The following is a 23,415-nucleotide window of genomic DNA, read 5'->3' on the forward strand; positions in this document are numbered from 1 at the left end:
GGCGCAGCGCGTGGGTGGCCGCCCACCGGCCGAGCAGCGCACCGGCGAGCGCGCTCACGACCGTGCCCGCGACGAGCAGCCAGCTCAGGAAGCGGAACGTGCGGTCGAGTTCCCGCATCGGCGAGACCTCGAAGTAGGTCGCGGACAGCTCCGGCAGGGGCAGTCCCACCGCGAGCACCGGTATCCCGTCGAGCACGGTGCGCTGGTGCGCGGCGTGCCCGCCTCGCACGGTCTCCAGGAACGCGGCGGGCAACCTGCGCGGGTCGACCCGGTTGCCGCCGGAGAGCCAGCCACCGCCGTCGACGAGCAGTACCGCGGACTCGACCTCCGCGCCAAGGCCGGTCATCAGCTCGGAGAGCCCGTCGGCGTCGCGGCGCAGCTGCGCCTCGACGAGCCGCGCGTTGCCGCTCGCCTGGGCGATCGCGCTGCGCTCCCGCTGACCGAGCATGTACCCGGTGGACAGGTGCCATGTCGCGATCGCGAGTGCCCCGGCCACCACGAGCGACACTAGGCTGAACCACGCCATCACCCTGGCACGTAACGGAAAACGGCTCGCGATGTTCATCCGCGCGGTCCGATCACGGCGTACCGGCCCGGTACCCGACGCCCCGGACGGTGACCACGTGCGTCGGCCGCCCCGGGTCCGGTTCGATCTTGCGGCGCAGCCTGCGGACGTGCACGTCGAGCAGCCTCGTGTCGCCGAAGTAGCCGTACTCCCACACCCGCTCCAGCAGCTGTTCGCGCGTCACCACGGCGCCACCGGCCATGACCAGCGCGCACAGCAGCCGGAACTCCGTCTTCGTGAGCGGCAGCTCCTCGCCACCACGCAGCACCCGGCCCTCGGCGACCCGCACGGTCAGCTCGCCGAGCGAGGCCACCGATGGCACATCCGGGTCACCGGTCCTGACCCGGCGCAGCAGCGCGCGGATCCGGGCGCTCAGCTCACCGGCGTCGACCGGTTTCGTCACGTAGTCGTCCGCCCCGGCCTCCAGCCCGGCGATCACCTCGTTGGGCCCGGAGCGCGCGGTCACCATGATGATCGGCAGATCGCCGCGCTCGCGGATCCGTGCGCACACGACGAGCCCGTCCATCCCGGGCAGCATCAGGTCGAGCAGCACGACGTCGGGTTCCGGCTCCTCCCGCGCCAGCAGGGCGAGCGCGTCCTCGCCGGTCGCCGCCTCGATCACCCGATAGCCCTCGTCGGCCATCGCGAGGTGCAGCGCCTCCCGGATCCTGGCGTCGTCCTCGACGAGCAACAACGTGGTGGTCATGTCGAATCGTCAGCCGTTCGTCAGGTGTGGCCTGCTGCGGCGCGGCAAGGATGTCGGGGTGACCGACACCGCACCCGGCGTGGCGGGACGCCTGCCGGCGGAGATCCACCTCGCCACGGTCGACCCCGTGTTCCGCGCCGGCCTGTCCACATGGTTGCGCGCGCCGCTCGACGGCTGCACACCGGGCGCGATCCGCGAGGCCGCCGTCGTGCTCGGCGAACTGGTCGCCAACGCGTTCGCCCACGCGGCGCCGCCGTACCGGGTAGGGGTCACCGGCCGGTCGCGCGGCCACCTCATCCGGCTCGCCGTCACCGACGGCTCCCCCGGCGGGGCGGACGAGTGGCGGCTGGGCAGGGGGCTGCGCGTCGTGCGCGGCGTATGCCCTCGGTGGGGCGTCGAACCTGCCCGGGTCCGGGGCGAGGTGGCGGGCAAGACGGTATGGGCGATGCTTCCCGTGCTCGTCCCACCGGCCGCCGCCAGGCGACACCGCGCACCGTGACGGCTCACCGTCACCACCCGACCTCCGCCCACACCGTCTTCGCACTGGCACGCCGCTCCACGCCCCAGCCCCTGCAGAGCCCGTCGACCAGCGCCAGCCCGGCGCCGGACCGCCACGCGCCACCGCTGTGCGGCGCGCAGTCCTCGACGAACACCCGTACGGCCCGGTACGTGCGGTCGAAGGCGACCCGCAGCACGAACGGCGGCCGCGCGTGCTCGCGGGCGTTGCCGAGCAGCTCCTCGATCACGAACGCGGCACGCAGCCGGGGGACGTTCGGCACCTCGGCGAGGATGCCCTGGACCCAGGCCCTTACGTCGTCCGGCGACGGTTCGCCGACGGTCGGGATGATCAGCGTGGCCTGGTCGGCGAACGGCAGGGTCACGCGGTCTCTCCCCCGGACGACAAACCCGTCGGCCCCATCCTGGTGGCGCGGGCAGGCGACGGACCTGACGACTTCCTGACGATCAGGAAGGCTGCCGCTGGTCGCGCCGTATCGGGTGGTCGGCCGGTACCTCGACCACCACGATCCGCAGCCCGTCCGGGTCCGACACCCACATCTCCACCAGGCCCCACGGCTCCTCGACCGGCCCGCGTTCGATCGCCACACCGCGCTCGGTGAGCAGCCGCGCGGTCTCCGCGATGTCGCGCACCTGCAGCCACAGCACGATGTCGGGGCCGGGGCCGGTCTCCCCCCGGCCCGACACCTCGAGCAACCCGTTGCCCAGGAAGAACACCGTCCCGCCGGGGAACTCGCGGTACACGGCCAGGCCGAGCGTGTCGCGGTAGAACGCCACCGACCGGGCGGGGTCACGTGGGTGCAGGATCACCCGGCTCATCAGGAACTCCATGCCCGCAGCATAGGGTGATCACCGCTGCGCACCACCCAGCCAGCCGAGGGCCTCGTCGACGGTCGCCACGATCGGCACGTCCGGCGGCGTCGGCCTGCGCACCATCACGACCGGCAGGTGCAGCTCCCTCGCCACGGTGAGCTTGGCGGCCGCGTGGCCGCCGCCGGAGTCCTTGGTGACGAGCAGGTCGATGTCGTGGGTGGTCATGAGGTCGCGTTCACCGTCCACTGTGTACGGACCGCTGGACAGGATCAGCTCCTTGCCCGCCGGGAGCGGCAGGCCGGGCGGGTCGGCGCAGCGGATGAGGAACCACCGGTCGGAGCGGGCGAACGCGGCCAGTCCCTGTCGTCCGATGGTGAGGAACACCCGCCGTCCCAGCCCGGGGATCATGGCCGCGGCCTCGGCGAGCGAGTCAGCCCAGTGCCAGTCGTCACCCGCTGCCGGCGTCCAGCCCGGCCGCCGGAGCAGGACGAGCGGAAGCCCCGCGTAGCGCGCGGCTTTGGCCGCGGCGGCACTGATCCGCTCGGCGAACGGGTGTGTGGCGTCCACGATCGCGGTGACCTTCTCGGCCGCGAACCAGTCGGCGAGGCCCTGCGGCCCGCCGAAACCGCCGACGCGCACCTCCCCGGCCGTCAGCCGGGGCTGCCGGACCCGCCCCGCGAGCGTGGACACGACCCGCGTGCCACGCCGTCCGGCCAGTTCCTCGGCCAGTTCCCTGGCCTCCCCGGTGCCACCGAGGATCGCGACGCAGCGGTTCATACCGGCCCTTCTCCCGTGCGCGCCAGGTCCCTCGCGATGGGCACTGGACACCTCCCTGTCGACGACCTCACCGTCGTCGGCACCAGTGTCCACAGCCCCCGACCACCGCGGGCAGCGCGGTGACCCCGGACGTGGCGGTGCCGCCCTCCGCGACGCGGAGGGCGGCACGTTTCGGACGGGCCGGTCAGTTGCGCACGTAGTTCGCGATCTGGCCGAGGACCGAGGTGTTGGTCAGGAACCCGAGGTGCGTCTCGCAGGCGACCGTGTTGTTGGTCGCACCGTCGAGCCGCGTGCTCGTGTACGGCAGGATGACGCCGTCACACGCCGAGTACCACGTGGCGTAGCGGGTCGCGCCCGGTGTCTCGTCGCCAGAGGAGATCTGGGCGATGAACGAGGAACCCGGGTACATCTGCTGACACGTGACGAACACCAGGCACGCACCCGCGGAGGTCGTGCCGTGGTTGGCGCCCGCGATCGACGCGAGGTGGCTGACGTTCGTGTTGCCGCCCAGCACCTTCAGGTAGTACTGGCTCACCAGCCCACCCATCGAGTGGTTGACGATCGCGACCTGGCTGGCGCCGGTCCGCGACTTCACCTGGTCCACGTAGCTCGCCAGACCGCGGGCGTTGGTCACGTTGCTGCCGTAGGAGTTGTACTCGTAGGCGAACAGGTTGCTGCTCGACCAGCCTTGCCCTCGGAAGACCGACATGGCGGTGGTCCAGTTGGACGCGCTGCCGGTGTAGCCGTGTACGAACACGACCGGCGTGCTGGTGGACGCGCTAGCCGATGGCGCGGGCGAGAACACGGCGAACGCCGCGACGAAGGCGAGCACGGCACCGAGAATTCGACGCATGAATCCCTCCAAGCAGGGGGTTGGGGACGTCGTCAAAGGGTCGCGTATGTGACTTGCCGGTAACATCGGCGAAATCACCAGTCTCCCGGCCCGCCGACACCCCGTTTGCCCGAATCCTCCCGCGCTGCCCCCCTGGTCACGCGTTCGCGCCGCCGTCGACGGTGATGCTGGCGCCGTTCACGTGGCGGCCGCCTGGACCGGCGAGGAACGCGACGGTGTTGGCGACATCGACGACGTCGCCGTAGTGGCCGAGCGGGATCAGCGCACGCTGGCCCTCGGCGCCGTCGCCGCCCGCACAGGGGATGGAACGCCTGTTCCAGGAGCGGGTGGACCGCGGGATCGCCGAGGGCGACGTGCCGGCAGGGGCCGACGCGGCCGGGGTCGCGGCCTTCTACAACGCGGCCATGCAGGGCATGTCCGTGCAGGCACGGGACGGCGCGTCGCGGGCCACGCTGATCGCGGTGGCCGAGCGCGCCGACGCCGCGTGGGACGTGGTCACCGCCGAGCGGTGAACCACGGAAGTGGTTCGGTGGCGGCGGAACACCACCACCGAACCACCCGATCAGTCGGCGTGCGCCCATGCCTTGGTCAGCCGGACCTTGCCGCCGGTCTGCAGCAGTGAACCCGAGTACACGCGGCTCGCCAGCATGACGATCAGCACCACCGAGGCGGCCAGCAAACCCAGCGACGCCAACGGTTCCCACACCTGCGCCTCACCAGCGAACAGCCGCACCGGCATGGCGATCGCGGCGGAGAACGGCACATAGGACAGGACCGTCATCACGGTGGCGTTGTCGGAGAAGAAGATCACCGCGAAGTACGGCCCCATCACCAGCATCATGACCAGGCCCATGGTGGACCCGAGGTCCTCCTGCCTGCTCACGAGCGACCCCGTGACCGCCCACATCGCGGCCAGCAGCACGAAGCCCAGGCACAGGAACGGCACGAACCACCCCAGTGCCGGTGCCATGACCGACAGCAGCTCCGTCTGACCGCCGATGCTGAGCGCGATCGGCGCGGCGACCGCGAGCACCAGCACCTGACCGAGCGTCAGCAGCGCGTGCCCGGCGATCTTGCCTGCCAGCAGGGCGCGCACCGGGATCGTCGAGACCAGGATCTCCACGATCCGGGTCTGTTTCTCGGTGACCGTGCTCTGCGCGATCGCGGTCCCGCCGACCCCGAACATCAGGAACAGCAGGGCGAACACCATGATCACGACCTGCCGCTCCCCCTGCCCCACCGTGGCGTCGTCCAGCAGGTCGACGGGCGGCGAGACGGTCAGCTGCGCGACGATGTCGGTCGGCGGGTCGTCCAGCGCCACCACGCGCACGCCGCTCGGCGAGTCGCCGGTGGTGTCCGGCACCACCGCCGCGTCGACCTCCTCGGACCGGACCAGCTCCTCGGCGGCCGCGACGTCGGCGACCTCGCGGACCTCGAGGTCGGTCCCGGCCAGCACCCGCGACATTTCCGGACCGACGGCCGCGACCTTGTCAGGGTCGCCGCCGAACACCGAGGGCAGGATCGCCGCGGCGAAGATCCCGACCACGATGACCCCCAGGCCGATCCAGAACCCCTTGGTGTGCAGCAGGGACTTGATCTCCCGCTCGGCGATCAGCCGCGTCGCCGAGTAGAACGAGGTGCCCGCCATCAGATGACCTCCCGGAAGATCTCGTCGAGCGAGGGCACGACCGGTGAGAAACCGAGGACCTCTCCCCGCCGCAGTGCCGCCGCCAGCACCTGCTGGTCGACGCGGCCGCCGTTCGTTTCGGTCGCTTCGAACACCGCGCGCGGGCCGTCCAGGTCGACGATCCGCACGCCGGGGTGGTCGCGCAGCCAGCCTGCGTCGGCGTCGACGACCAGCTCGAACCGCGCCGAGCCGTACCGTGCGCGCAGCTCCTCCCGCGCGCCAACGGCCGCGATCGTGCCGCCCGAGATGATCACGAGGTCGTCGCAGAGGCGTTCGACCACCGCGAGCTGATGGCTGGAGAACAGCACCGGGACGCCGTCGGCGGCCCGCTCGCGCAGCACCGCCAGCACGGTCTCGACGGCGATCGGGTCCAGCCCGGAGAACGGCTCGTCGAGGATCAGCACGTCCGGCTCGTGCACCAGCGCGGCCGCCACCTGCACCCGCTGCTGGTTGCCGAGCGAGAGCGCCTCCAGCCTGTCGCCCGCCCGTGCGGTCAGCTCGAGCTGCTCCAGCAGGCGGTCGGTGTTGGTGACGGCCTGCTCCTCGGTCAGCCCGTGCAGCCTGCCGAGCCACCCGATCTGCTCGGCCACCTTCATCTTGGGGTACAGCCCGCGTTCCTCCGGCATGTAGCCGAACCGCTGCCGCACCGGCTGGGTCACCGGCTCGCCCCGCCAGGTCACCGAGCCGCCCTGCGGCGCGAGCACCCCGAGGATGATGCGCATCATCGTCGTCTTGCCGGATCCGTTCGCGCCGAGGAACCCGGTCATCCGGCCGGGGCGGACATCGAACGACACGTCGTCGAGCACGAGGTGGTCGCCGAAGCTCCGGCTGATGGACGTCACGTTCAACATGCCGCAACGCTAGGCCGCGAACACGGTCGTGCGCGTCCGGCGCGCGGCCGACCGCCGGGTCCGCCGCGCGGACTACCCGCGCGGTTCGGCCCCGCCCGGCGCGACGATGCCGCGCTCGTAGGCGAAGACGACGGCGTGCGTGCGGTCCCGCAGGCCGAGCTTGGTCAGCACCCGCGACACGTGCGTCTTCACGGTGGCCTCCCCGAGGTACAGCTCGGCGGCGATCTCGGCGTTGCTCGCGCCGCGGGCGAGCTGGACCAGCACCTCGAACTCGCGGTCGGTCAGCTCGGGCGGCCGGTGCGCGGGGGCAGGCGGGGTGGCCGTCGAGAACCGGGCGACGACCCGGCGCGTGACCTCCGGCGAGAGCAGCGCGTCGCCGCGTGCGACGACCCGGACCGCGTCGACCAGGTCCTCCGGCGAGGCGTTCTTCAGCAGGAACCCGCTCGCACCCGCCCGCAGCGCCTCGAACAGGTAGTCCTCGCGGTCGAACGTGGTGAGGATGACGACCTTGACGTCCGCCTCGGCGGCGTCCACCGTGGCGCCGGTCAGGATGCGGCGGGTGGCCTCGATGCCGTCGAGGCCGGGCATCTGGACGTCCATCAGCACCACGTCGGGCCGCAGCCGCGTGGTGAGGTCCACGGCGGCCAGCCCGTCCCCGGCCTCGCCCGCGACCTCGATGTCGTCCTCCATCCCGAGGATGACGCGGAACCCCGCGCGGACGAGGTCCTGGTCGTCGACCAGCAGCACCCGCAACGTCATGCGTCCCCGTTCTCGTCCGTCGTCGGCGCCGCGCCGACCGGCAGGCTCGCGCGGACCCGGTAACCGGCGTCCCTGCGCGGCCCCGCCTCCAGCTCGCCACCGTGCACCGCGACCCGCTCCCGCATGCCGGCGAGCCCGAACCCCCGGCCGTCCGACCGGTTCCTCGCGCCATGCCCGTCGTCGGTGACCTCGACCTCCAGCGCGGCGTCGAGGTAGCGGACGCGGACCTCGGCCGTGCGGGCGCCAGCGTGCTTGACCACGTTGGTCAGCGCCTCCTGCACGACCCGGTACGCCGACACCGCCACCCCGTCGGGCACGGGCCGCGGCTCGCCGTACACGCCGTGCCGCACCTCGAGCCCCGCCGACCGGGCCGAGGAAACCAGCTCCGGCAACCGGTCCAGCCCCGGCGACGCCGTGTCATCCTGCTCGGTGTCCTCGGCACGCAGGACGCCGAGCAGGCCGCGCAGCTCACCGATGGCGGTCCTCGCGGTCTGCTCGACCGTCTGGAGCGCGGAGCGGGCGAGCCCGGGGTTCTTGTCGAGTGCCCGCCGGGCGGCACCGGCCTGCACACCCATCACCGACACGTGGTGGGCGACCACGTCGTGCAGGTCGCGGGCGATCCGCACGCGCTCGGCGACGATCGCGCCGCGGGTGTTCTGCTCCTGTGACTCCCGCAACTGCTCCGCGCGCCAGGTCAGCTCGGCGTGCCTGCGCGCGGAAAGCCATGCCATGTTGCCGAACCCGTACGCGGCGATGAAGAACATCCCGTTGAACGCGAAGCCGTACAGGACCGACGCGAGCCTCGGGTCGAGCGGCCCGGCGGCCGCGGTGTACTCGGCCGCGTCCGGCCACGGCAGTGAGATGGCGATCGAGACCACGAGCCAGCCGAACATCGCGGCGATCACGCCGATCCGCGACCAGCGCGCGGTCGACCGGCTCCGTTCCCACGCCCCCTCGGTGTAGAGCGCGAGGAACAACACGATCGACGGGATGAGGTTGTCCCCGATCTGCCGCACCTGCGCGGCGATGAACAACACGCCGACGACGAGCAGGACGGCGAGCGGGAAGCGGCGCCGCACCGCCAGCGGCACGGGCAGCGCCGCGCTCCAGATGAGCTGCTCGGTCAGCCGTGGCGCGGAGCCGAACGCGAACGCGCCCATGCTGTTGATGAGCACGGTCATGCCGAGGGCGCCGACCAGCACCGCGGCCGCGATCCCGATGTCGTGCCGCTGCTGCGCTCGTGTGGGCCCGGGCCGCCGCCACGCACTCCAGTCCGTTTCGTCCCGCGCCATGCCGGCCAAGGTAGCTCACCCCGGCTCGTGCAGGTCAGGCGGCCGCGCAGCTCGCGGTCACCGGGGTGTTGGTGCCCGACCAGCTCCCCAGGAAGCCGAAGGTGGCCGACGCGCCTGGTGCCAGTGCGCCGTTCCAGCCGACGTTCCGCGCGGTCACCGTGGTGCCGCTCTGCGTGACGGTCGCGTTCCACGCCTGGCTGATCCGCTGGCCGCCGTCGAACGAGAACGTGACGGTCCAGCCCGACAGCGCCGACGTGGTGCCGTTGTGGACGGTCACCTCGCCCTGGAAGCCGTCGTTCCACTGGCCCGTCACCGCGTAGCCGGCGGTGCACTCGCCCGAGGGCGGTGGGTCGTCCGGCGGGGTGGTGCCGCCGATCGCGGCGGTCAGCGCGGGGTACCAGCGGTCGGCCATCTTCTGGAAGCCGGAGTCGACCGGGTGCACGCCGTCGAAGGTGTCGGTGGTGGCACTGAAACCGGTCCACTGGTCCACCACGGTGATCGGCGACCGGGTCGTGGACAGTCCCGCCGCCCAGCCGGGGATCGCGGCGTCGAGCGCCACCACCCGTTGCGCGCACCCGGTGCAGTTGGCCGGTTCCATCGGGATGATCTGCGCGACGATGATCTTCACGTCCGGGTTGTTCGCCCGCATCTGGCCGACCAGCTTCGTGTACGCGGCCAGGATCGTCCCGGTCGGGATCGTGCCGCCCCACAGGTCGTTGGTGCCAAGGTGCATCAGCACGATGTGCGGGTTCGTGGCGGAAAGCCAGCCCGGCAGCTGGTTCTGGTCCGCGATGCCCGTGGCCGAGTACCCGCCGTGCCCCTCGTGGTCGCCGTCGTGTGCCACCGAGCACCCGCCACCGGTCTGGGTGCCGACGAAGTCGATGTTCGTGTACCCGGTGCGCTGCAGGTGGTCCCAGAGCAGCGCGCGCCAGCAGCCCGGTCCCGCGGTGATCGAGTCGCCGAGCGCCATGATCCGCACCGGCGCGGCGGCCGCCGCGGGCTGGACGGACAGGAGCGCCAGCGCGATGGTGACGACAAGCACGAACAGCTTTCTGGCCATGGTCGTTCCCCCGCGTCGTTGGTTGGGAGCGCTCCCAGCTAGGTGGTCGAACAGTCCCGCCTGATCACCGCGAAAGTCAATCCTCCCGCGCGGCAACCACCTGTTCGGCCCAACCGTCCGTGATCACGAACCGCTTGTGCCCGTTGACAAAACTCCGGAACTACCGGAACCTGGGAGCGCTCCCAGACACTGCCGTCGACGAGGACAACCCATGAAGCGATCACGCCCCGCCGCGTTGCTGGTGCTCGCGCTCGCCGCCATCCCCATGGCGGGCCCGCCGTCCGCCGCGGCGGACGCCGAGGTCACCGTGGTGGTCAACGCGAGGGCCGGCCTGGAGAAGGTCGCCGACCCGGCGATCGGGGTGAACCACGCCATCTGGGACGCACAGCTCGGCACCCCCGAGGTCGCGGACCTGATGCGGGACGCGGGTGTCGGGGCCATGCGCTACCCGGGTGGCTCGTACTCGGACATCTACCACTGGCGCGACCACACCGCGCCAGGTGGTTACGTCGCACCGAACACCGACTTCGACCACTTCATGGCCGGGGTGCGGCGCGCTGGCGCGCGGCCGATCGTGACGGCCAACTACGGCACGGGCACGCCGCAGGAGGCGGCGGACTGGGTGCGGTACGCGAACGTCGAGAAGGGCTACGACGTCGAGTACTGGGAGATCGGCAACGAGCTGTACGGCAACGGCCACTACGGCGCGAACTGGGAGGCCGACGACCACCCCGACAAGAGCCCGGCCCAGTACGCCACCCTGGTCCGCGACTACGCGCGGGCGATGAAGGCGGTCGACCCGACGATCAAGGTCGGCGCCGTGCTCACCACGCCGGGCGAGTGGCCGGACGGCATCACCGCCGATGGCGACGCCGGCACGTGGAACCAGGTGGTGCTGTCGATCGCGGGCCCGGAGATCGACTACGGCATCGTGCACTGGTACCCGACGGGCGAGTCCGGCCCCGAGGTGCTGCCGAAGACGGACCGGATCGCCGACCAGGTCCGGCTGGTGCGCGAGCAGGCGCGCCGGTTCGCGGGCAAGGACATCGGCATCGCGATGACCGAGCTGAACACGTCCTACGGCCGCAACACCCAGCCGGGCGCGCTGTTCGCCGCCGACGCGTACGCGACGCTGATCGCGAACGGCGTGTTCAACGTCGACTGGTGGAACGTCCACAATGGAATCGAACGCGCGTCCACGATCGCCGGGCAGCCCGACTTCCACGACTTCGGCCTGCTCTCCAGCGGCGGCTGCACCGAGGACGGCGCCACGTGCCAGCCCGCGCTCAACACCCCGTTCGCCCCGTACCACGCGCTGGCGATGCTGTCCCGGTTCGCACACCCCGGCGACCAGCTGGTCGGCGCGAGCACGTCCGACCCACTCGTGAAGGCGCACGCCGCCCGCCACACCGACGGCGGCCTCGCGGTGATGCTGCTCAACCAGAGCGAGAACGCGGCGAAGACCGTCGAGGTCGACTACGCGGGCTACTCACCGGCGACGGCGGCACAGGTGCTGACCTACGGCAACGGCGCCACGGAGATCACGACGACCACGGGCACGGCAGGCGCGGTGACGCTCCCGCCGTACTCACTGACCACGCTGCTGCTGCGCCCGTCCGCCCAGCCGACCGTGCCCACCACACCGGGCCGCCCGGCCGCCACGGCGGTGACCGATCACGCCGCGACCCTGACCTGGCCCGCGACGACCCCGGGCGTCAAGTACGAGCTGCACCGCCAACTCGGCACCACGAGCGAGTCGTGGGGCGAGACCACGGGCACGTCGTTCACGGTCACCAACCTGACGCCCGCCACCCGCTACACGGTCAACATCGTGGCAAGGGACGGCGCGGGCCGCGTGTCGTGGGCCTCTCCCCCGCTGACCTTCCAGACCACCAGCCCCGCGACATCGACGTGCTCGGTCCGCTACGCGGAGACCTCCAACTGGGGCAACGGTTTCGTCGCGAACGTCGACGTCACGAACACGGGCACCCACCCGATCGACTCGTGGACGCTCTCGTTCGCGTGGCCCACCACATGGCAACACACCGACAGCGGCTGGAACGCCAACTGGTCCCAGTCGGGCACCACGGTCACGGCCACCAACGTGGACGGCAACCGCGTCCTCGCCCCCGGCGCCACCACCTCGGCGGGCTTCGTCGGCTCCTACCAGGGCCCCGACGTCCAGCCGATGTCGTTCACCCTCAACGGAGTCCCCTGCACCACCGGCTGATGCCGCGGTGACGGGGTGGCGACGCGTGGGAGACGATCGGAGAGTACCCGCCAGCCATCCTTGTCCCCATGACATTGCGCTACTCCCGGTGGTCGCCGCCCGAACGGGTGCCGGACGTCGAGGCGCACGTGCGTGCGCACCTGTCCTCGGTGGCGGATCCCGGCGACGACCCCGCCACCCACGCGGACGCGGTCCGCGTCACGACCAAGGAAGACGGGAACGGGCTGCTCGTCACCGGTGAGCTCGACACCGAGGCCTCCGCCCCTTACCTGCTGCCCGACTTCACCCCGGAAGCGGACATCGCGGCGAACCCGCTGACCATCGAGGTGCCGAGGTGAGCGTCGCACGGTGCCTCGAGATCAACGCGCGGCTGCGGGCGGCCGGGATCCCCGTGCGCGAGGCGGGCGGGTGGCAGTCCCGAGGCAACGGGCAGACCTCCGCGTACGAGGGCGGGCTGGTCCACCACACGGCCACCGGGCACGGGATCGCCATTCCCGGCACCGGTGTCGGCAACCTGCTCATCAACGGCAGGCCGGACCTGCGTGGCCCGCTGTGCAACTACGCGGGCAACGACGACGGCACGATCACCGTGATCGCCGCGCATCCGGCCAACCACGCGGGCGCGTCGGGCGGGCGGTCCATGGGGCCGCTGCCGGTCACGACGCTGTTCAACCGGCGGGTAATGGGCCTGGAGATCGTGTACCCGGGCACGTCGCCGATGCGTACCGCGCAGTACCGGTCCGCGCTCGTGTGGGCAAAGGCGGTCGCGGACGTGTGCGGCGGCGGCGACATCAGGCGCGTCCGTGCGCACGCGGAGACCAGCATCACCGGCAAGTTCGACCCGGGTGACGCACCCGGCCGGACCATCGACATGGCCGCGTTCCGCGACGCGGCGAGGAATGTGGAGGACGATGTGACCCCGGAAGAACACAGGTGGCTGAAGTTCGTCTTCGACCGCGTCGCGGGCATCCTGGCGCAACGCTACTACGTGGGCGACCCCAAGGACCCGACCGGCGAGACGGTGCGGGAGGTACCGGCAGACGCGCCGGGGGCCCGCCCCGCGCGCGTGCTGGACACGCTGGACGGCAACTTCCTGTCCCGCAGGCTGTCCCCGATGTCCGACGACGAGGCGCGGATCCTGGCCGCGGTGCAGCGCGTGCAGGAGGCCGTCGAGGCCCAGGACGAGGCGGTGACGCCGGAACAGCTCGACCAGCTCGCGGAGGCGCTCGCGACGAAGCTAAGCCCCGAGCTGCTGGACGACTTCGACGCGAAGCTCCGCGCCGCGGTCGCGAGAAACGGGCGGTAGTCCGACAGCGAGGGGCGGCTTCGGATGCCTGTTCCCGTGAAGGCGCGCACGCCAGTTCCTGTCGCTCCGACGACGTTGTCGCCGGCGCCGGATGTGGCGCGGGCGCGGGTGCCGTCCGGCGGCACGGCGATGGCGCGGGGTTCCGCCGAGGTGGTGGCGGCACGCACGCAGTTGGGGAACGCGGCGCTGACCTCGGCACTGGGGACGCTGCCGCGCGGGGAGGGACCGGCTCCGTCGGGCTGGGCCGGGCAGCTGCTGCTGGCCGGGCAGAACCTCGTCGGCAACCAGGTCATCGCGAACCAGGCCGCGACCGCACCACCCGCCACCGCACCGCGGCAGCCCGCGAAGAAGCAGAAGCCCGCCCCGCCGAAGACGCCGCCGAAGGTCAAGGCACCGCCCGCGCAGGCTCCCGACCAGAAGGCCCTTGGACCCGAGGAGAAGGCGAAGCAGGGCAAGGACAAGCAGGGCAAGGAGGAGGCGGGGCCGAGGTCACCCGGTACGGACCCGAAGTTCCAGGCGCTCAAGCAGGACGTGCGTGCGAAGAAGCGGCTGATCGGGTCGAGCCATCCGCCCGCGACGGCGGAGGCGGGTGCGGCGCAGGCCGCGTCGGTGCCGCCCGCCGACGACCAGGAGGCGCGGGGCAAGGCGGCGCACGCCGAGGACATGGATGCCGCGCAGCCCAAGGAGTTCGACAAGGCCGCGTTCGTGAAGGCGGTCGAGGACGCGATCGCGAAGCGGGCGCCGCAGAACCTGGACGACGCGGACAAGTTCGGTGACTCCGGCAAGGCCGAGGAGGTCAAGGCCGAGGTCCAAGGCGAGGTCGAGGCGGGCAAGGAAGGTTCGGCGCAGGAGATCGCGGACACGACCGCGGCCGTGCCGGAACCCGCGCCGGACGCCAAACAGGTCGTGCCGCTGGCGCCGGACAAGATGCCGGGCAAACCGGGTGCGCCCAACCCCGCCCAGGCCGTCCCCGACCCGCTGCCGCCGTCGGCGACCGACATGTCGGCAGGCCCGGCGCGGGTCGAGGGCGACATGGCGGCGGCGAACGTCACCGAGCAGCAGCTGTCGTTCAAGAACGCGCGCGAGCCCGCCTTCGACAAGGCGGTGCGGGACAAGAAGGCGATGGACGCCCACTCCGAGACCGCACCCGGCGAACTGCGCGATGGCGAGGCGCGGGAGATCAAGCACGTCAAGTCAAAGGCGGCGACGAAGGGTGCGGCCGCGATGGGTGACCTCCACGCCACCCGCGCGCGCACCGGCGACGAGGTAAGCGTCGGCAAGGTCGGCCGCAAGGGCGAGGACCAGGACAAGCGGACCCAGGTCACCGCGCTGTTGCAGAAGTTGTTCGACCGCACCAAGTGCGACGTCGAGAAGATCCTGTCCGACCTCGACAAGACGGTCGACGAGCAGTTCACCACCGAGGAGAAACGCGCCCGCGACACGTTCACCGAAGAGCACACGGAGGGGATGCGCGAGTACAAACGCAAGCGCTACAAGGGACTCACCGGGAAGGCCCGCTGGGTCAAGGACCTGTTCGCCGACCTCCCCGAGGAAGCGAACGAGATCTACGTCCGCGCGAAGAACAACTATTTGACCGCGATGCGCGGGGTCATCACCAACATCGCCGACACCGTGGAACGCGAACTGCGCAAGGCGAAGGACCGCATCGCCACCGGCCGCACGGAGCTGAAGGAGGCGGTCGACAAGCTGCCCAAGGATCTGCGGGCAATCGGCCGCGAGGCAGCCACGGAGTTCGAGGGCCAGTTCGACGAGCTGAAGGACACGGTCAACGACAAGGGCACCGCCCTGGTCGACACCCTCGCGACGAAGTACACGGACGCGGTCAAGGCGGTCGACGCCGAGATAGCGGCGGAGAAGGAGAAGAACAAGGGCCTGGTATCGAAGGCGGCCGACGCGATCAGTGGTGTCATCAACACCATCAAGGAGCTGGGCCGCCTGCTGATGGGCGTGCTGCGCAAGGCGGCGTCCGCGATCGGCCTGATCCTGCGCGACCCGATCGGGTTCCTTGGCAACCTGATCACGGGAGTCGGCGGCGGCCTGAAGCTGTTCATGAAGAACGCGGGCCGTCACCTGCAACAGGGAGTACTGGCATGGCTGCTGGGCACCGGCGTCGGCGCCGGCCTGCAACTACCGACCACGTTCGACGTACTGGGCATCCTGGTGATGATCGCCGGACTGCTCGGCCTGTCGTGGCCCAACCTCCGCGCCCGCCTGGCCCGCAAGGTCGATCCACGTGCCATGGCAGCGGCCGAAACGGGCGCGGACGCCATCCCGATCGTGGTCGAAGCCAGGAAACGCGGCGTCGCCGGACTGTGGTCCGACCTCAAGGAGCGCGTCGGTGACCTGAAGAAGGACCTGATCGGCAAACTGGTGTCCTACCTGCTGCCGACCATCATCATCGCAGGCGTCACGTGGATCGTGTCACTGTTCAACCCCGCGTCGGCGTTCATCCGCGCCTGCAAGATGATCATCGACATCGTCCGGTTCATCGTCACCCAGGGCCGCCAGATCATCGAGTTCGTCAACACCGTCCTGGACGCGGTGATCGCCATCGCCCGCGGCGGCACCGGCGGCGTCCCCGCGCTGGTGGAACGCGCCATGGCCAAGTCGATCCCGGTCCTCATCGGTGCACTGGCCGCGATCCTGGGCATCGGCGGGATCGCGGGCAAGGTCAAACAGATCTTCCAGCAACTCGCCCGCCCGGTGAACCGCGCCATCGACTGGGTAATCGACAAGATCACCGGCCTACTGAAGAAACTATGGGCCAAACTCAAGGCGAAGCTGGACAGGCGGAAGAAGCCGAAGAAGCCACGCGCAGACAAGGATCGCGATCCACGCGGGCGCAGACCATCCCGCCGCCGCCGCGACCGGCGCAGCAGCACGAGGAGACGCCCCGACCGACGCTCCGACAAGGCAAAGGCGCGCGCGCTGGCCGCAGCACTCCGCGACGCGCGGCGCCTGCTCCGGGCAGAGGACGCCACGCCGAAGACCGTCCAGGCTGGGCTCCAGAACATCAAACGGCAGCACCGGCTCACCTCGATCCAGCTGAAGAAGAAGGGCGATGACGACTACTCGATCCGGGTGACCATCAACCCGGCGGGCGAGACGGAGCAGGTCGAACTGACGCTGGACGATTTCCCCTACGAGATCGTCAAGGCCGAGGGCGGCTTCACGATCAAGCGCCGTGAAGGTTCGTTCGTACAACTGGACCCGAGCATCATCCCGATGGAAGGACTCGACCACCGGACCGGTTTCGTCGTCACCATCGCGACCATCCCATCGGAGGTGAAGAACAAGCCGGACATGGCCGTGCGCTACCTCACCCAGGCGTGGACCGGGGGCACCGAGGACATGGCAGCGGCGAGAACCGCCGTCGTGATCGGCATCAACTCACTCGAGCACCTCAACCCGACCACGGGCAGGGGCGAGATCGGCGCTGCCATCGCGGCCATCCACCGAACACCGGAACTCTTGATGGCGGTCTTCGGCTTCGTGTGGACCCCGAAGTGGCACAACACCAAGACAGACAAGCCTGCCCGCTTCTCCGACGTGCGCAGGAAGTACAACCGGCTGCCCGTCGCCAAGAAACCACTCGCCGAGAAGAAGGAGGGTGGACTGCGGGGCAAGGAAGCGCTGCCCTACGGCCTCTTCCGGCAGGAGGTCCTCGCGTCCTCGTACGTCCAGCGGGCGTCCCGCGCGCTCGCGAAGGTTAACGAGGTGGTGCACCTCGTGGGTCAGGACGCCGACACCGGTGTGAGCGCCAAGAACATGATGGGTGTGCTGGCCGCGTACGCGAAGATCCTCCAGGACATCGAGCAACATCCGCTGATGATGATCGGCGGCTACCGCTTCGGCGGGTTCAGGTGGAGGCGGGGCGAAGCCAGGCGCAGGAAGCAGCTCACCATGTGGTCCAACGAGGTGGACCGGGCAATCCGTGTGGCGGTCGGGCAGTTGCATCCGCAGATGCTCTACCCCACCGAACCGAACATGTTGATCAAGGCACTGGACCGGCGGCACGAAAACGGCATCTTCGACAACGCACGCAGCAGGGGATTGCTCGAGGTCCAGGGCGAGCTCTACGGCGTCGGCCACGCGGAAGGCCGGTTCCTCCGCAACAGACTGATGGAGGTCTTCGGTACAACGTTCACCATCGAGTTCGCACCCGAGGCGAGCACGGTGACGAGCGCGGTGCCCGGGGACGTGCAACGTGGCCTCGAGGTGACTCCCGCCGGGGTCGGTGCCGCGGCCCGGCGCCGGATGCTCACCGTCGAGAACGGTCAGATAGTCGAGAGGCGGATCCGGCGCGCCCATCGCGCCTACGCGTTGATAGTCCAGTCGCAAACCATGGCTAGCGCCATGAATCTCGCGCGGGAGCTCACCCTGGCCAATCCCGCGTTGCGGGGGCTGGACCGGGATGCCAGGAACGCGTTCCAGCGCGACCTCCGGCGCGCCATCTTCAACCGTGTCGAGGACGTCGTCCTGCTGATGACCGACAAGCCCCGGCTGACCGCGCGCAGTTCGGAGATCCAGGAGGTCCTGACCCAGCTCCACGAAGACGCGGCTACGATCGCGGGCGACGCGGTCGAGCAAGGCAGCCCGCAGGCTATGAGAGACACGATCAAACTGGCGGAGGACATCGCGGAGCGGATCATCGACGCGATGACCGCCAACGAGCTCAAGAGCATGTGGGACCGGCTGCACCGTCTGCTGAACCGGATCATGAACGAACAGAACCAGGGTGGAGGCGGCAGGTCATAACCGAGCACCCCCTCGACCGGCTCCGCGCGGAGGCAGCGCGCGGTGACTACCCCTCGATGGCCCGGCTGGCACTCGCACTGTACGAAGCGGGGCGAGGTCCCCGTGAGGTCCTGCGCGAATGCTACGGCGTCAGGTTCCCCGACGAGTTCTTCGTGATCGCCGAGGCAGCGCCACGACTGATGTTCCACTTCACCGTCCGACCCTGGGTGCTGGCCCGGCCACTGGACCGCGGCGGACCACCTCAGACGACCGCCTCGATGGACAGCCTCGACAGGAAGGTTCTGGCCCGCGATCCGGACCTCGTGCCGCTGGGTGTGTGCCTCGGCGAGGACGAAGACCCGGACGAAGACGGGAACGGCGACGAAGACACTGGCCTCGGGGACCAGTTCCTCTGCTACCGCCGGACCGAGCTGGCGGCAGGCCGGTCGACGGTCGTCAGCATCGACTACGCGGCCGGCCGGGACGCCTCGATCATGACCCGTGCGAACTCCCTGCTGGCCGCGCTCCACGAGCACCACATCGCGAACGCGACCTGGGTGGCGCGGGAACGGCGACGGACAGCAGGCCACAGCGGCGGCGGCCTGGACGACGAGGACGTCGATGCCGCGCACGAGATGGTCACGCGCATCGAAGAACTGCAGCGGCGGGTCGGCTGACGCCAAGGCTCACCGGCCCGGGGCACTTTCCTTCTTCGGGACCGCCACCATCGGGACGGTGCGCATGGCCGCGCCTGCGATCGCGGCGTTGCCGACTCGGTCCTGGCCCACGGCGAAGGTCGACGCCACGTGGGAGGGCACGGGCTTCGAGTGGGAGTCCGTCGCGGTCTTCGCGGCCTGGGCGTTGCCGATGACCGCGGGCACCATCACCAGTGGTTTCCTGCCTCGGTCCGAGGCGGCCGCCATGCGTAGTTCTTGCGCGGTCACCGGTATTGCTGGTTGGTGTTGCGGTGGCAGTAGCTCGGACATCACGGATCACCCCGGGTTCCGTTGTCGGCCAGTAGCTCAGCATACGGGCCCAGTTCCGATGGGCGGAACAGTCTGGCCTCGCGTTGGAACTGGCGGGAGATTCCCTTGACCACGTGGCGCATGCCGATCGCCGGGCTTTCGGTGTCCGCGGCGGTCAGGGCCGCGGCTCGGGCCGCCGCGGTGATGCCCGCGCCGGTCATGTCCAGGCGGCACAACGCTTCCAGGTCGATGTCGGCCGACAGTGGGGCCTCCGGCGGGAACGCCTGTTGCCACAGCCGTCTGCGTTCCCCTGCGCCAGGGCGGGGGAAGTGCACCACGAACTGGAAGCGGCGGGTGAACGCGGAGTCGATGTTCTCCTTGAGGTTGCTGGTCAGGATCACCAAACCGTCGCTGGCCTCCAGGCGTTGCAGCAGGTAGCCGACCTCCAGGTTGGCGTAGCGGTCAGTCCCGTGCTTGACGTCACCGCGTTTGCCGAACAGTGCGTCCGCCTCGTCGAACAGCAGCACCGCGTGGCTGTCCTCCGCCTGCTGGAAGACGGCCTCCATGTTCTTCTCCGTCTCCCCCACCCATTTCGAGACGACCTGCGCCAGGTCGACCTTCAGCAGCTCCAGACCGAGCATGCCGGTGATCACCTCAGCGGTCATCGTCTTGCCCGTTCCCGGTTCGCCGGTGAACAGGGCCTTGATGCCGCCGTGTGCGGTGCGTTTCGCGAAGCCCCACGCCTCCGCGATACGTGGCCACGCCCGCGCCGCCGACGCGATCTCGGTGACCTGGTGCATCTGCGCGCCCGGGAGAACCAGGTCCTCGCGGGTGCGGCGCGGGACAACCGACTGCACGGCACTGCTGTGCCTGCCACGGGTCACGGTGGCGATCGCCGGTGCCACGTGTGCGGCGGTGCGATCGTTCCCGGACAGGCGGGCGTCGACATCGGCGACCGCCGCCACCGCGCGGAGTTCACCGCTGCTCATGCGGTAGCGGGCGGCGTAGTCGGCGATGATCTCCCTGTCCAGCAACGGGAACGCGGCCTGCCACATCGCATGGCGGGCCGGGAAGTCCGGCGCGGGAATGGTCAGCTCGGCGTAGGTGCGGGTGGCCAGCAGCCTCGGCGGGCGCCACGGTGTGACGCCGGTCAGGCACACCGGCACCCTCGACCGCGCCAGCACCTCGTCCGGCTGGATGGGGTCATCCGTGCCGAGCCACAGGATCGCGTTCATCGCGGCTGCCGTGCGGAGGTCGGCGGTCAGGTCCGACGTCATGCGGCGCAGCGGTCTCCCCGCCGCTCTCGCCAGTGCCTGTGCCGCGTCGAGCTGGCTGTCCGGCGGGCAGCCCCACAGGCCGACCAGGTCCACCTCGCCATCGCCAAGTGCCCGGCCGAGGCGGGCCAGCCGGTCGGAGGCCAGGTAGGGGGCCTGCAGCGGCGAGTCCGGTTGCGCCACCTCGCCAGGGTCGTGGCCCAGCAGGCCGACGTCACCGCCCCAGCCCAGCACGAACTCGAACACGCCATCCCCCAGCGCCAGGTCCTGCGCGCCGCCGAGGACCAAACCGTAGCGGCGCAGCGTCCCGGCCTCGCCGAGTGCCCTGCGCAGGGCCAGCCGGGCGGCCGGTGTGTCGGCGCCCACCGTCACCAGCAGTTCCACGCTCGGCGCGCCTCGGTTGAGGTTGTCCACGACGTAGGCGTAGATGCGCTCGTACGCCGCGTCCAGCTCCGGCGCGACGACCAGCAGCAGCGCGTCCTGTTCCTGCCTGGTCAGGCCGAACCGGGTGCCGAGCGCGTCGAGCGGCAGTGTCACGCCGCGTGCCGCGGCCAGGCGCCGCAGGTGTTGTTCGGACTCCGGATCGCCCCGGGGCGGCTCCTCGGGCTCCGTCATCGCCTCGGTGAACGCGTCCACCCGGCCCAGCAGCGCGCCGACCTGTTCGTCGGTGACGCAGAACGGGGTCAGGTCGGGACGGGTGAGTGCCGCGGCCGCCCGCGCCTGGCGGTCGACGGCCACCCGCAGCGCCTGGTGCAGGTCCGCCAGGCGGAGGCGGAGGTGCTCGACCGCCGGCCCACCCATGTCAGCCCCCGGAGAAGGTCAGGGTCCGGCCGCTGAGCCAGACCACGTCGTGGACGTCCGTGAGCGCGCCGTGGTGCAGCAGGTCGGCATGCCTGCGGCCCAGCGGCAGCGTGACGTGCACCGTCTCTGCGGCATACCGGACCGTCGCCTCCAGGTCGGCGAACCGCGTCAACGCCGCCACCGGATCGGTGGTCTCCCGGTCCCGCCACAGCGCCCACGCGACCATGCCCAGCCCGAGGGACGCGGCCAGCGCCACCGTGTGCTCCAGCGCGGCACCGTCCGCCCTCGGCACGGCGCGGCGGCCCGTGAACACCTCGCGCACCAGCTCGTCGACGCGGTCGGCGTGGCCGGGCAGCGCGGCGGCGAGGCGCGGGCCGGGGTCACCCGCGGTCCACAGTGGAGTGCGCCATGGCAGCCGGGTCACCGGGTCGCCGCGCAGGGGACGGGCGTCGGTCACGAAGCCGACGCCCGCCGACGCCAGGTCCCGCAGGCAGTCCGATGGCAGCGGGCTGTCGCAGACGGCCACCGGCGGTTGGCCGCACGCCGTCCAGTACGGCAGCAGCCCCGCGACGTCCGGCGCCCACGAGATCGGGAACATGCCCTGCGCGTCGACCAGCAGCAGCCCGTCGTCCACCCCGGTGACGACGAGCGGGTCCTCGGGGTCGTGGCCTCGGCACGCGTTCAACGCGAGCACGCCGTCGAGCACCGGCAGCGCCTGCCGCACCCGCCGGGCGAAGGCACCCAGGTCGGGTACCGACTCGAGACCGGAGAACGCGGCCGCGGTGGCGTGGTCCGCGCCGGTCCTGCGCCAGCCTCGGGCCGGTGCGCCGAGCACCTTGTAAGCCAGCGCGGCGGCGAACAGCGGCGCCTCGCCGAGCAGGCCGGCCCCGGCGAGCGCGGGCCCGATCGCACCGAGGTACCCGGTGCGCGCCAGCTGGCCCGCGAGCAGGAACGGGAGCGCACCACAGACCCGCGTCTCCCCCACCGCCACCGGAGCGGGCACCGAGGTCTCGGTGCGCGTCGCCGCCTCGGGCACCTCGGCGGCGGAGGCCGTTTCGGGCAGCGATCCCAGCAGCCGCAGGAGACCCGCGCGGTCGGTGGGCGGCGACGCCGGCGAACCACGGCGGGTGAGTTCGGCCACGACCTCGCCGATCACCGTCCCGTCCGCGTCCCTCGGCGCGTGGCCGAGCAGCGCGGTCACGTAGGTGACCAGCACGGAGTCGGGGAGCAACGCCAGCAACGCCGCCAGCTCGTCGCGTTCGGCCAGCTCCGCGAACAACGTCGCGGGCGTGACGTCGTCGGCGGATACCCGCGCGACGGCGGGCGCGTCTCCCAGACCGGTCGGCTCGGGCGCGACCGGCACGACCTCGACCACCACCGGATCGGCCGCGTCGTGCGCGGCTTCGACGACCACGGCGCTACCGCTCGACCGTCCCAACCGGACGGTGACGCGGACGGGTTCGGTGATCACCAGGTCCGGGCCGTCGTCGTCGGGATGCTCGGCGAGGTGGTCGGCGAACCGGTCGGCGAGCAGGTCCGGCAACGCGTCCACGACCCGCCGCACCAGGTTCTGCGGGTCGGGCCCCCAGCTCCACCCACCGCGCCGGACCACGCGCACCACACACCGGTGCACGATGATGCCCTCGGCGGTGGATGTGCTCACTGCTTGTTCACCGATTCCAGCCGCCCTGCCCAGCCCGCCACCAGCACCAGCACGCCGTGCGGCCCGTCGTCGACGGCCACCGGCAGCGTCACGGACGTCTCCCCCGGCTCGATCGCGCCCGTCAGCGCACGGGTCTCCGCACCGAGCGAGACCAGCGCGAGCACCTTGGTGGCCTGCGTCCCGACGGCCTGCGGCACCGTGACGTGGAGCCCGATCGCGTTGAACTCCGGCGGGGTCGACAGCGGAGGGAGACGCAGCAGCGCCGGTTTCGCGGTCACACCGGAGTTCGTGTTCTCGACCTGTTCCACCCCGAAGACCAGCGGGTCGGCGAACACGCCGGGTTCTTCGTCGGCGGCATGCGCCGCGAGCTGCCGGTCCCGCAACGACAGGACCGCGGTCTCACCGTCCTCAAGCACGACCCGCAGCGGCAGCGCGGGCCCGACGAGCACGCCGACCGTGCCGGGCTCGGCATCACCGGTCACGGCCACCGCCCCGACGACATGTCCCGTGTCAAGCGCATACACCACGGAGAGGGTCAT

General features: G+C 71.1%; 22 protein-coding genes and 1 pseudogene. 7 read left to right on the forward strand and 16 right to left on the reverse strand.

Translation table 11 applies throughout. The annotated features are described in order from the left end of the window. Positions 1-508 (reverse strand): annotated as a pseudogene (locus WBA97_RS22570) (two-component sensor histidine kinase); the annotation flags it as partial. 70 nt (positions 509-578) lie between these two features. After that, positions 579-1,271, reverse strand: coding sequence for a response regulator (locus WBA97_RS22575; RefSeq protein WP_424232883.1), 693 nt, complete (start codon positions 1,269-1,271; stop codon positions 579-581). On the opposite strand from WBA97_RS22575, the gene WBA97_RS22580 reads away from it, so the two are divergent. After that, complete coding sequence (locus WBA97_RS22580; protein WP_424232884.1) at positions 1,270-1,770, forward strand: ATP-binding protein; 501 nt, start codon at positions 1,270-1,272, stop codon at positions 1,768-1,770. The two genes, WBA97_RS22575 and WBA97_RS22580, sit on opposite strands and share 2 nt — an antisense overlap. Positions 1,771-1,780: 10 nt before the next feature. Here WBA97_RS22580 and WBA97_RS22585 read toward each other — a convergent pair whose 3' ends face one another. The 5 genes from WBA97_RS22585 to WBA97_RS22605 all read right to left on the reverse strand — a co-directional run bounded on the left by WBA97_RS22585 (position 1,781) and on the right by WBA97_RS22605 (position 4,570). Further along, a complete protein-coding gene (locus tag WBA97_RS22585) occupies positions 1,781-2,152 on the reverse strand; it encodes an ATP-binding protein (protein WP_424232885.1) in 372 nt (123 codons plus the stop codon). A gap of 82 nt (positions 2,153-2,234) precedes the next feature. Then, entirely contained in the window at positions 2,235-2,618 is a 384-nt protein-coding gene (locus WBA97_RS22590; RefSeq protein WP_424232886.1) for a VOC family protein, read from the reverse strand. An 18-nt stretch (positions 2,619-2,636) separates the two neighbouring features. Further along, on the reverse strand, positions 2,637-3,377 hold the full coding sequence (locus tag WBA97_RS22595; RefSeq protein WP_424232887.1) for a cobalt-precorrin-6A reductase: 741 nt from the start codon (positions 3,375-3,377) through the stop codon (positions 2,637-2,639). A gap of 184 nt (positions 3,378-3,561) precedes the next feature. Further along, positions 3,562-4,230 carry an esterase/lipase family protein gene (locus tag WBA97_RS22600; protein ID WP_424232888.1) on the reverse strand — a complete coding sequence of 223 codons (669 nt, stop codon included), beginning with the start codon at positions 4,228-4,230 and terminating at the stop codon, positions 3,562-3,564. A gap of 136 nt (positions 4,231-4,366) precedes the next feature. After that, on the reverse strand, positions 4,367-4,570 hold the full coding sequence (locus tag WBA97_RS22605; protein WP_424232911.1) for an SDR family oxidoreductase: 204 nt from the start codon (positions 4,568-4,570) through the stop codon (positions 4,367-4,369). On the opposite strand from WBA97_RS22605, the gene WBA97_RS22610 reads away from it, so the two are divergent. After that, a complete protein-coding gene (locus tag WBA97_RS22610; protein WP_424232889.1) occupies positions 4,533-4,742 on the forward strand; it encodes a hypothetical protein in 210 nt (69 codons plus the stop codon). The genes WBA97_RS22605 and WBA97_RS22610 overlap by 38 nt on opposite strands. 50 nt (positions 4,743-4,792) lie before the next feature. Here the strand turns inward: WBA97_RS22610 and WBA97_RS22615 are convergent, their stop codons facing one another. The 5 genes from WBA97_RS22615 to WBA97_RS22635 form a co-directional block, all read right to left on the reverse strand. Then, complete coding sequence (locus tag WBA97_RS22615) at positions 4,793-5,878, reverse strand: ABC transporter permease (RefSeq protein ID WP_424232890.1); 1,086 nt, start codon at positions 5,876-5,878, stop codon at positions 4,793-4,795. After that, positions 5,878-6,768, reverse strand: coding sequence for an ABC transporter ATP-binding protein (locus tag WBA97_RS22620; protein WP_424232891.1), 891 nt, complete (start codon positions 6,766-6,768; stop codon positions 5,878-5,880). Before WBA97_RS22620 ends, WBA97_RS22615 begins: the two co-directional genes overlap by 1 nt. 72 nt (positions 6,769-6,840) lie before the next feature. Next, positions 6,841-7,527, reverse strand: coding sequence for a response regulator (locus tag WBA97_RS22625; protein ID WP_424232892.1), 687 nt, complete (start codon positions 7,525-7,527; stop codon positions 6,841-6,843). Further along, positions 7,524-8,819, reverse strand: a complete 1,296-nt coding sequence (locus WBA97_RS22630; RefSeq protein WP_424232893.1) for a sensor histidine kinase — start codon at positions 8,817-8,819, stop codon at positions 7,524-7,526. Before WBA97_RS22630 ends, WBA97_RS22625 begins: the two co-directional genes overlap by 4 nt. A gap of 34 nt (positions 8,820-8,853) precedes the next feature. Beyond that, the gene (locus tag WBA97_RS22635; protein ID WP_424232894.1) at positions 8,854-9,879 is read right to left on the reverse strand and encodes a cellulose binding domain-containing protein; all 1,026 of its coding nucleotides are present in this window, start codon (positions 9,877-9,879) and stop codon (positions 8,854-8,856) included. Positions 9,880-10,090: 211 nt separating this feature from the next. Here WBA97_RS22635 and WBA97_RS22640 point away from each other — a divergent pair, with 211 nt between their 5' ends. From WBA97_RS22640 to WBA97_RS22660, 5 genes are all read left to right on the forward strand, one after another. Further along, positions 10,091-12,109, forward strand: coding sequence for a cellulose binding domain-containing protein (locus WBA97_RS22640; protein ID WP_424232895.1), 2,019 nt, complete (start codon positions 10,091-10,093; stop codon positions 12,107-12,109). Between the two features lie 68 nt (positions 12,110-12,177). Further along, positions 12,178-12,447 (forward strand): hypothetical protein, encoded by a 270-nt coding sequence (locus WBA97_RS22645; RefSeq protein WP_424232896.1) that lies wholly within the window; start codon positions 12,178-12,180, stop codon positions 12,445-12,447. Continuing rightward, positions 12,444-13,415, forward strand: a complete 972-nt coding sequence (locus WBA97_RS22650; RefSeq protein ID WP_424232897.1) for a peptidoglycan recognition protein family protein — start codon at positions 12,444-12,446, stop codon at positions 13,413-13,415. The genes WBA97_RS22645 and WBA97_RS22650 overlap by 4 nt, the downstream gene beginning before the upstream one ends. Positions 13,416-13,439: 24 nt before the next feature. Further along, positions 13,440-18,194 (forward strand): phage tail protein, encoded by a 4,755-nt coding sequence (locus WBA97_RS22655; RefSeq protein ID WP_424232898.1) that lies wholly within the window; start codon positions 13,440-13,442, stop codon positions 18,192-18,194. A 56-nt stretch (positions 18,195-18,250) separates the two neighbouring features. Then, on the forward strand, positions 18,251-18,850 hold the full coding sequence (locus WBA97_RS22660) for a hypothetical protein (RefSeq protein WP_424232899.1): 600 nt from the start codon (positions 18,251-18,253) through the stop codon (positions 18,848-18,850). 9 nt (positions 18,851-18,859) lie between these two features. Here the strand turns inward: WBA97_RS22660 and WBA97_RS22665 are convergent, their stop codons facing one another. The 4 genes from WBA97_RS22665 to WBA97_RS22680 are packed head-to-tail and all read right to left on the reverse strand — an operon-like array spanning position 18,860 to position 23,415. Beyond that, complete coding sequence (locus tag WBA97_RS22665) at positions 18,860-19,159, reverse strand: hypothetical protein (RefSeq protein ID WP_424232900.1); 300 nt, start codon at positions 19,157-19,159, stop codon at positions 18,860-18,862. After that, positions 19,159-21,213 (reverse strand): ATP-binding protein, encoded by a 2,055-nt coding sequence (locus WBA97_RS22670; protein WP_424232901.1) that lies wholly within the window; start codon positions 21,211-21,213, stop codon positions 19,159-19,161. Before WBA97_RS22670 ends, WBA97_RS22665 begins: the two co-directional genes overlap by 1 nt. A gap of 1 nt (position 21,214) precedes the next feature. Next, positions 21,215-22,876 (reverse strand): hypothetical protein, encoded by a 1,662-nt coding sequence (locus tag WBA97_RS22675; protein WP_424232902.1) that lies wholly within the window; start codon positions 22,874-22,876, stop codon positions 21,215-21,217. After that, a complete protein-coding gene (locus WBA97_RS22680; protein WP_424232903.1) occupies positions 22,873-23,415 on the reverse strand; it encodes a hypothetical protein in 543 nt (180 codons plus the stop codon). Before WBA97_RS22680 ends, WBA97_RS22675 begins: the two co-directional genes overlap by 4 nt.

Source organism: Actinophytocola sp., from assembly GCF_049647105.1.
GTDB lineage: Bacteria > Actinomycetota > Actinomycetes > Mycobacteriales > Pseudonocardiaceae > Actinophytocola.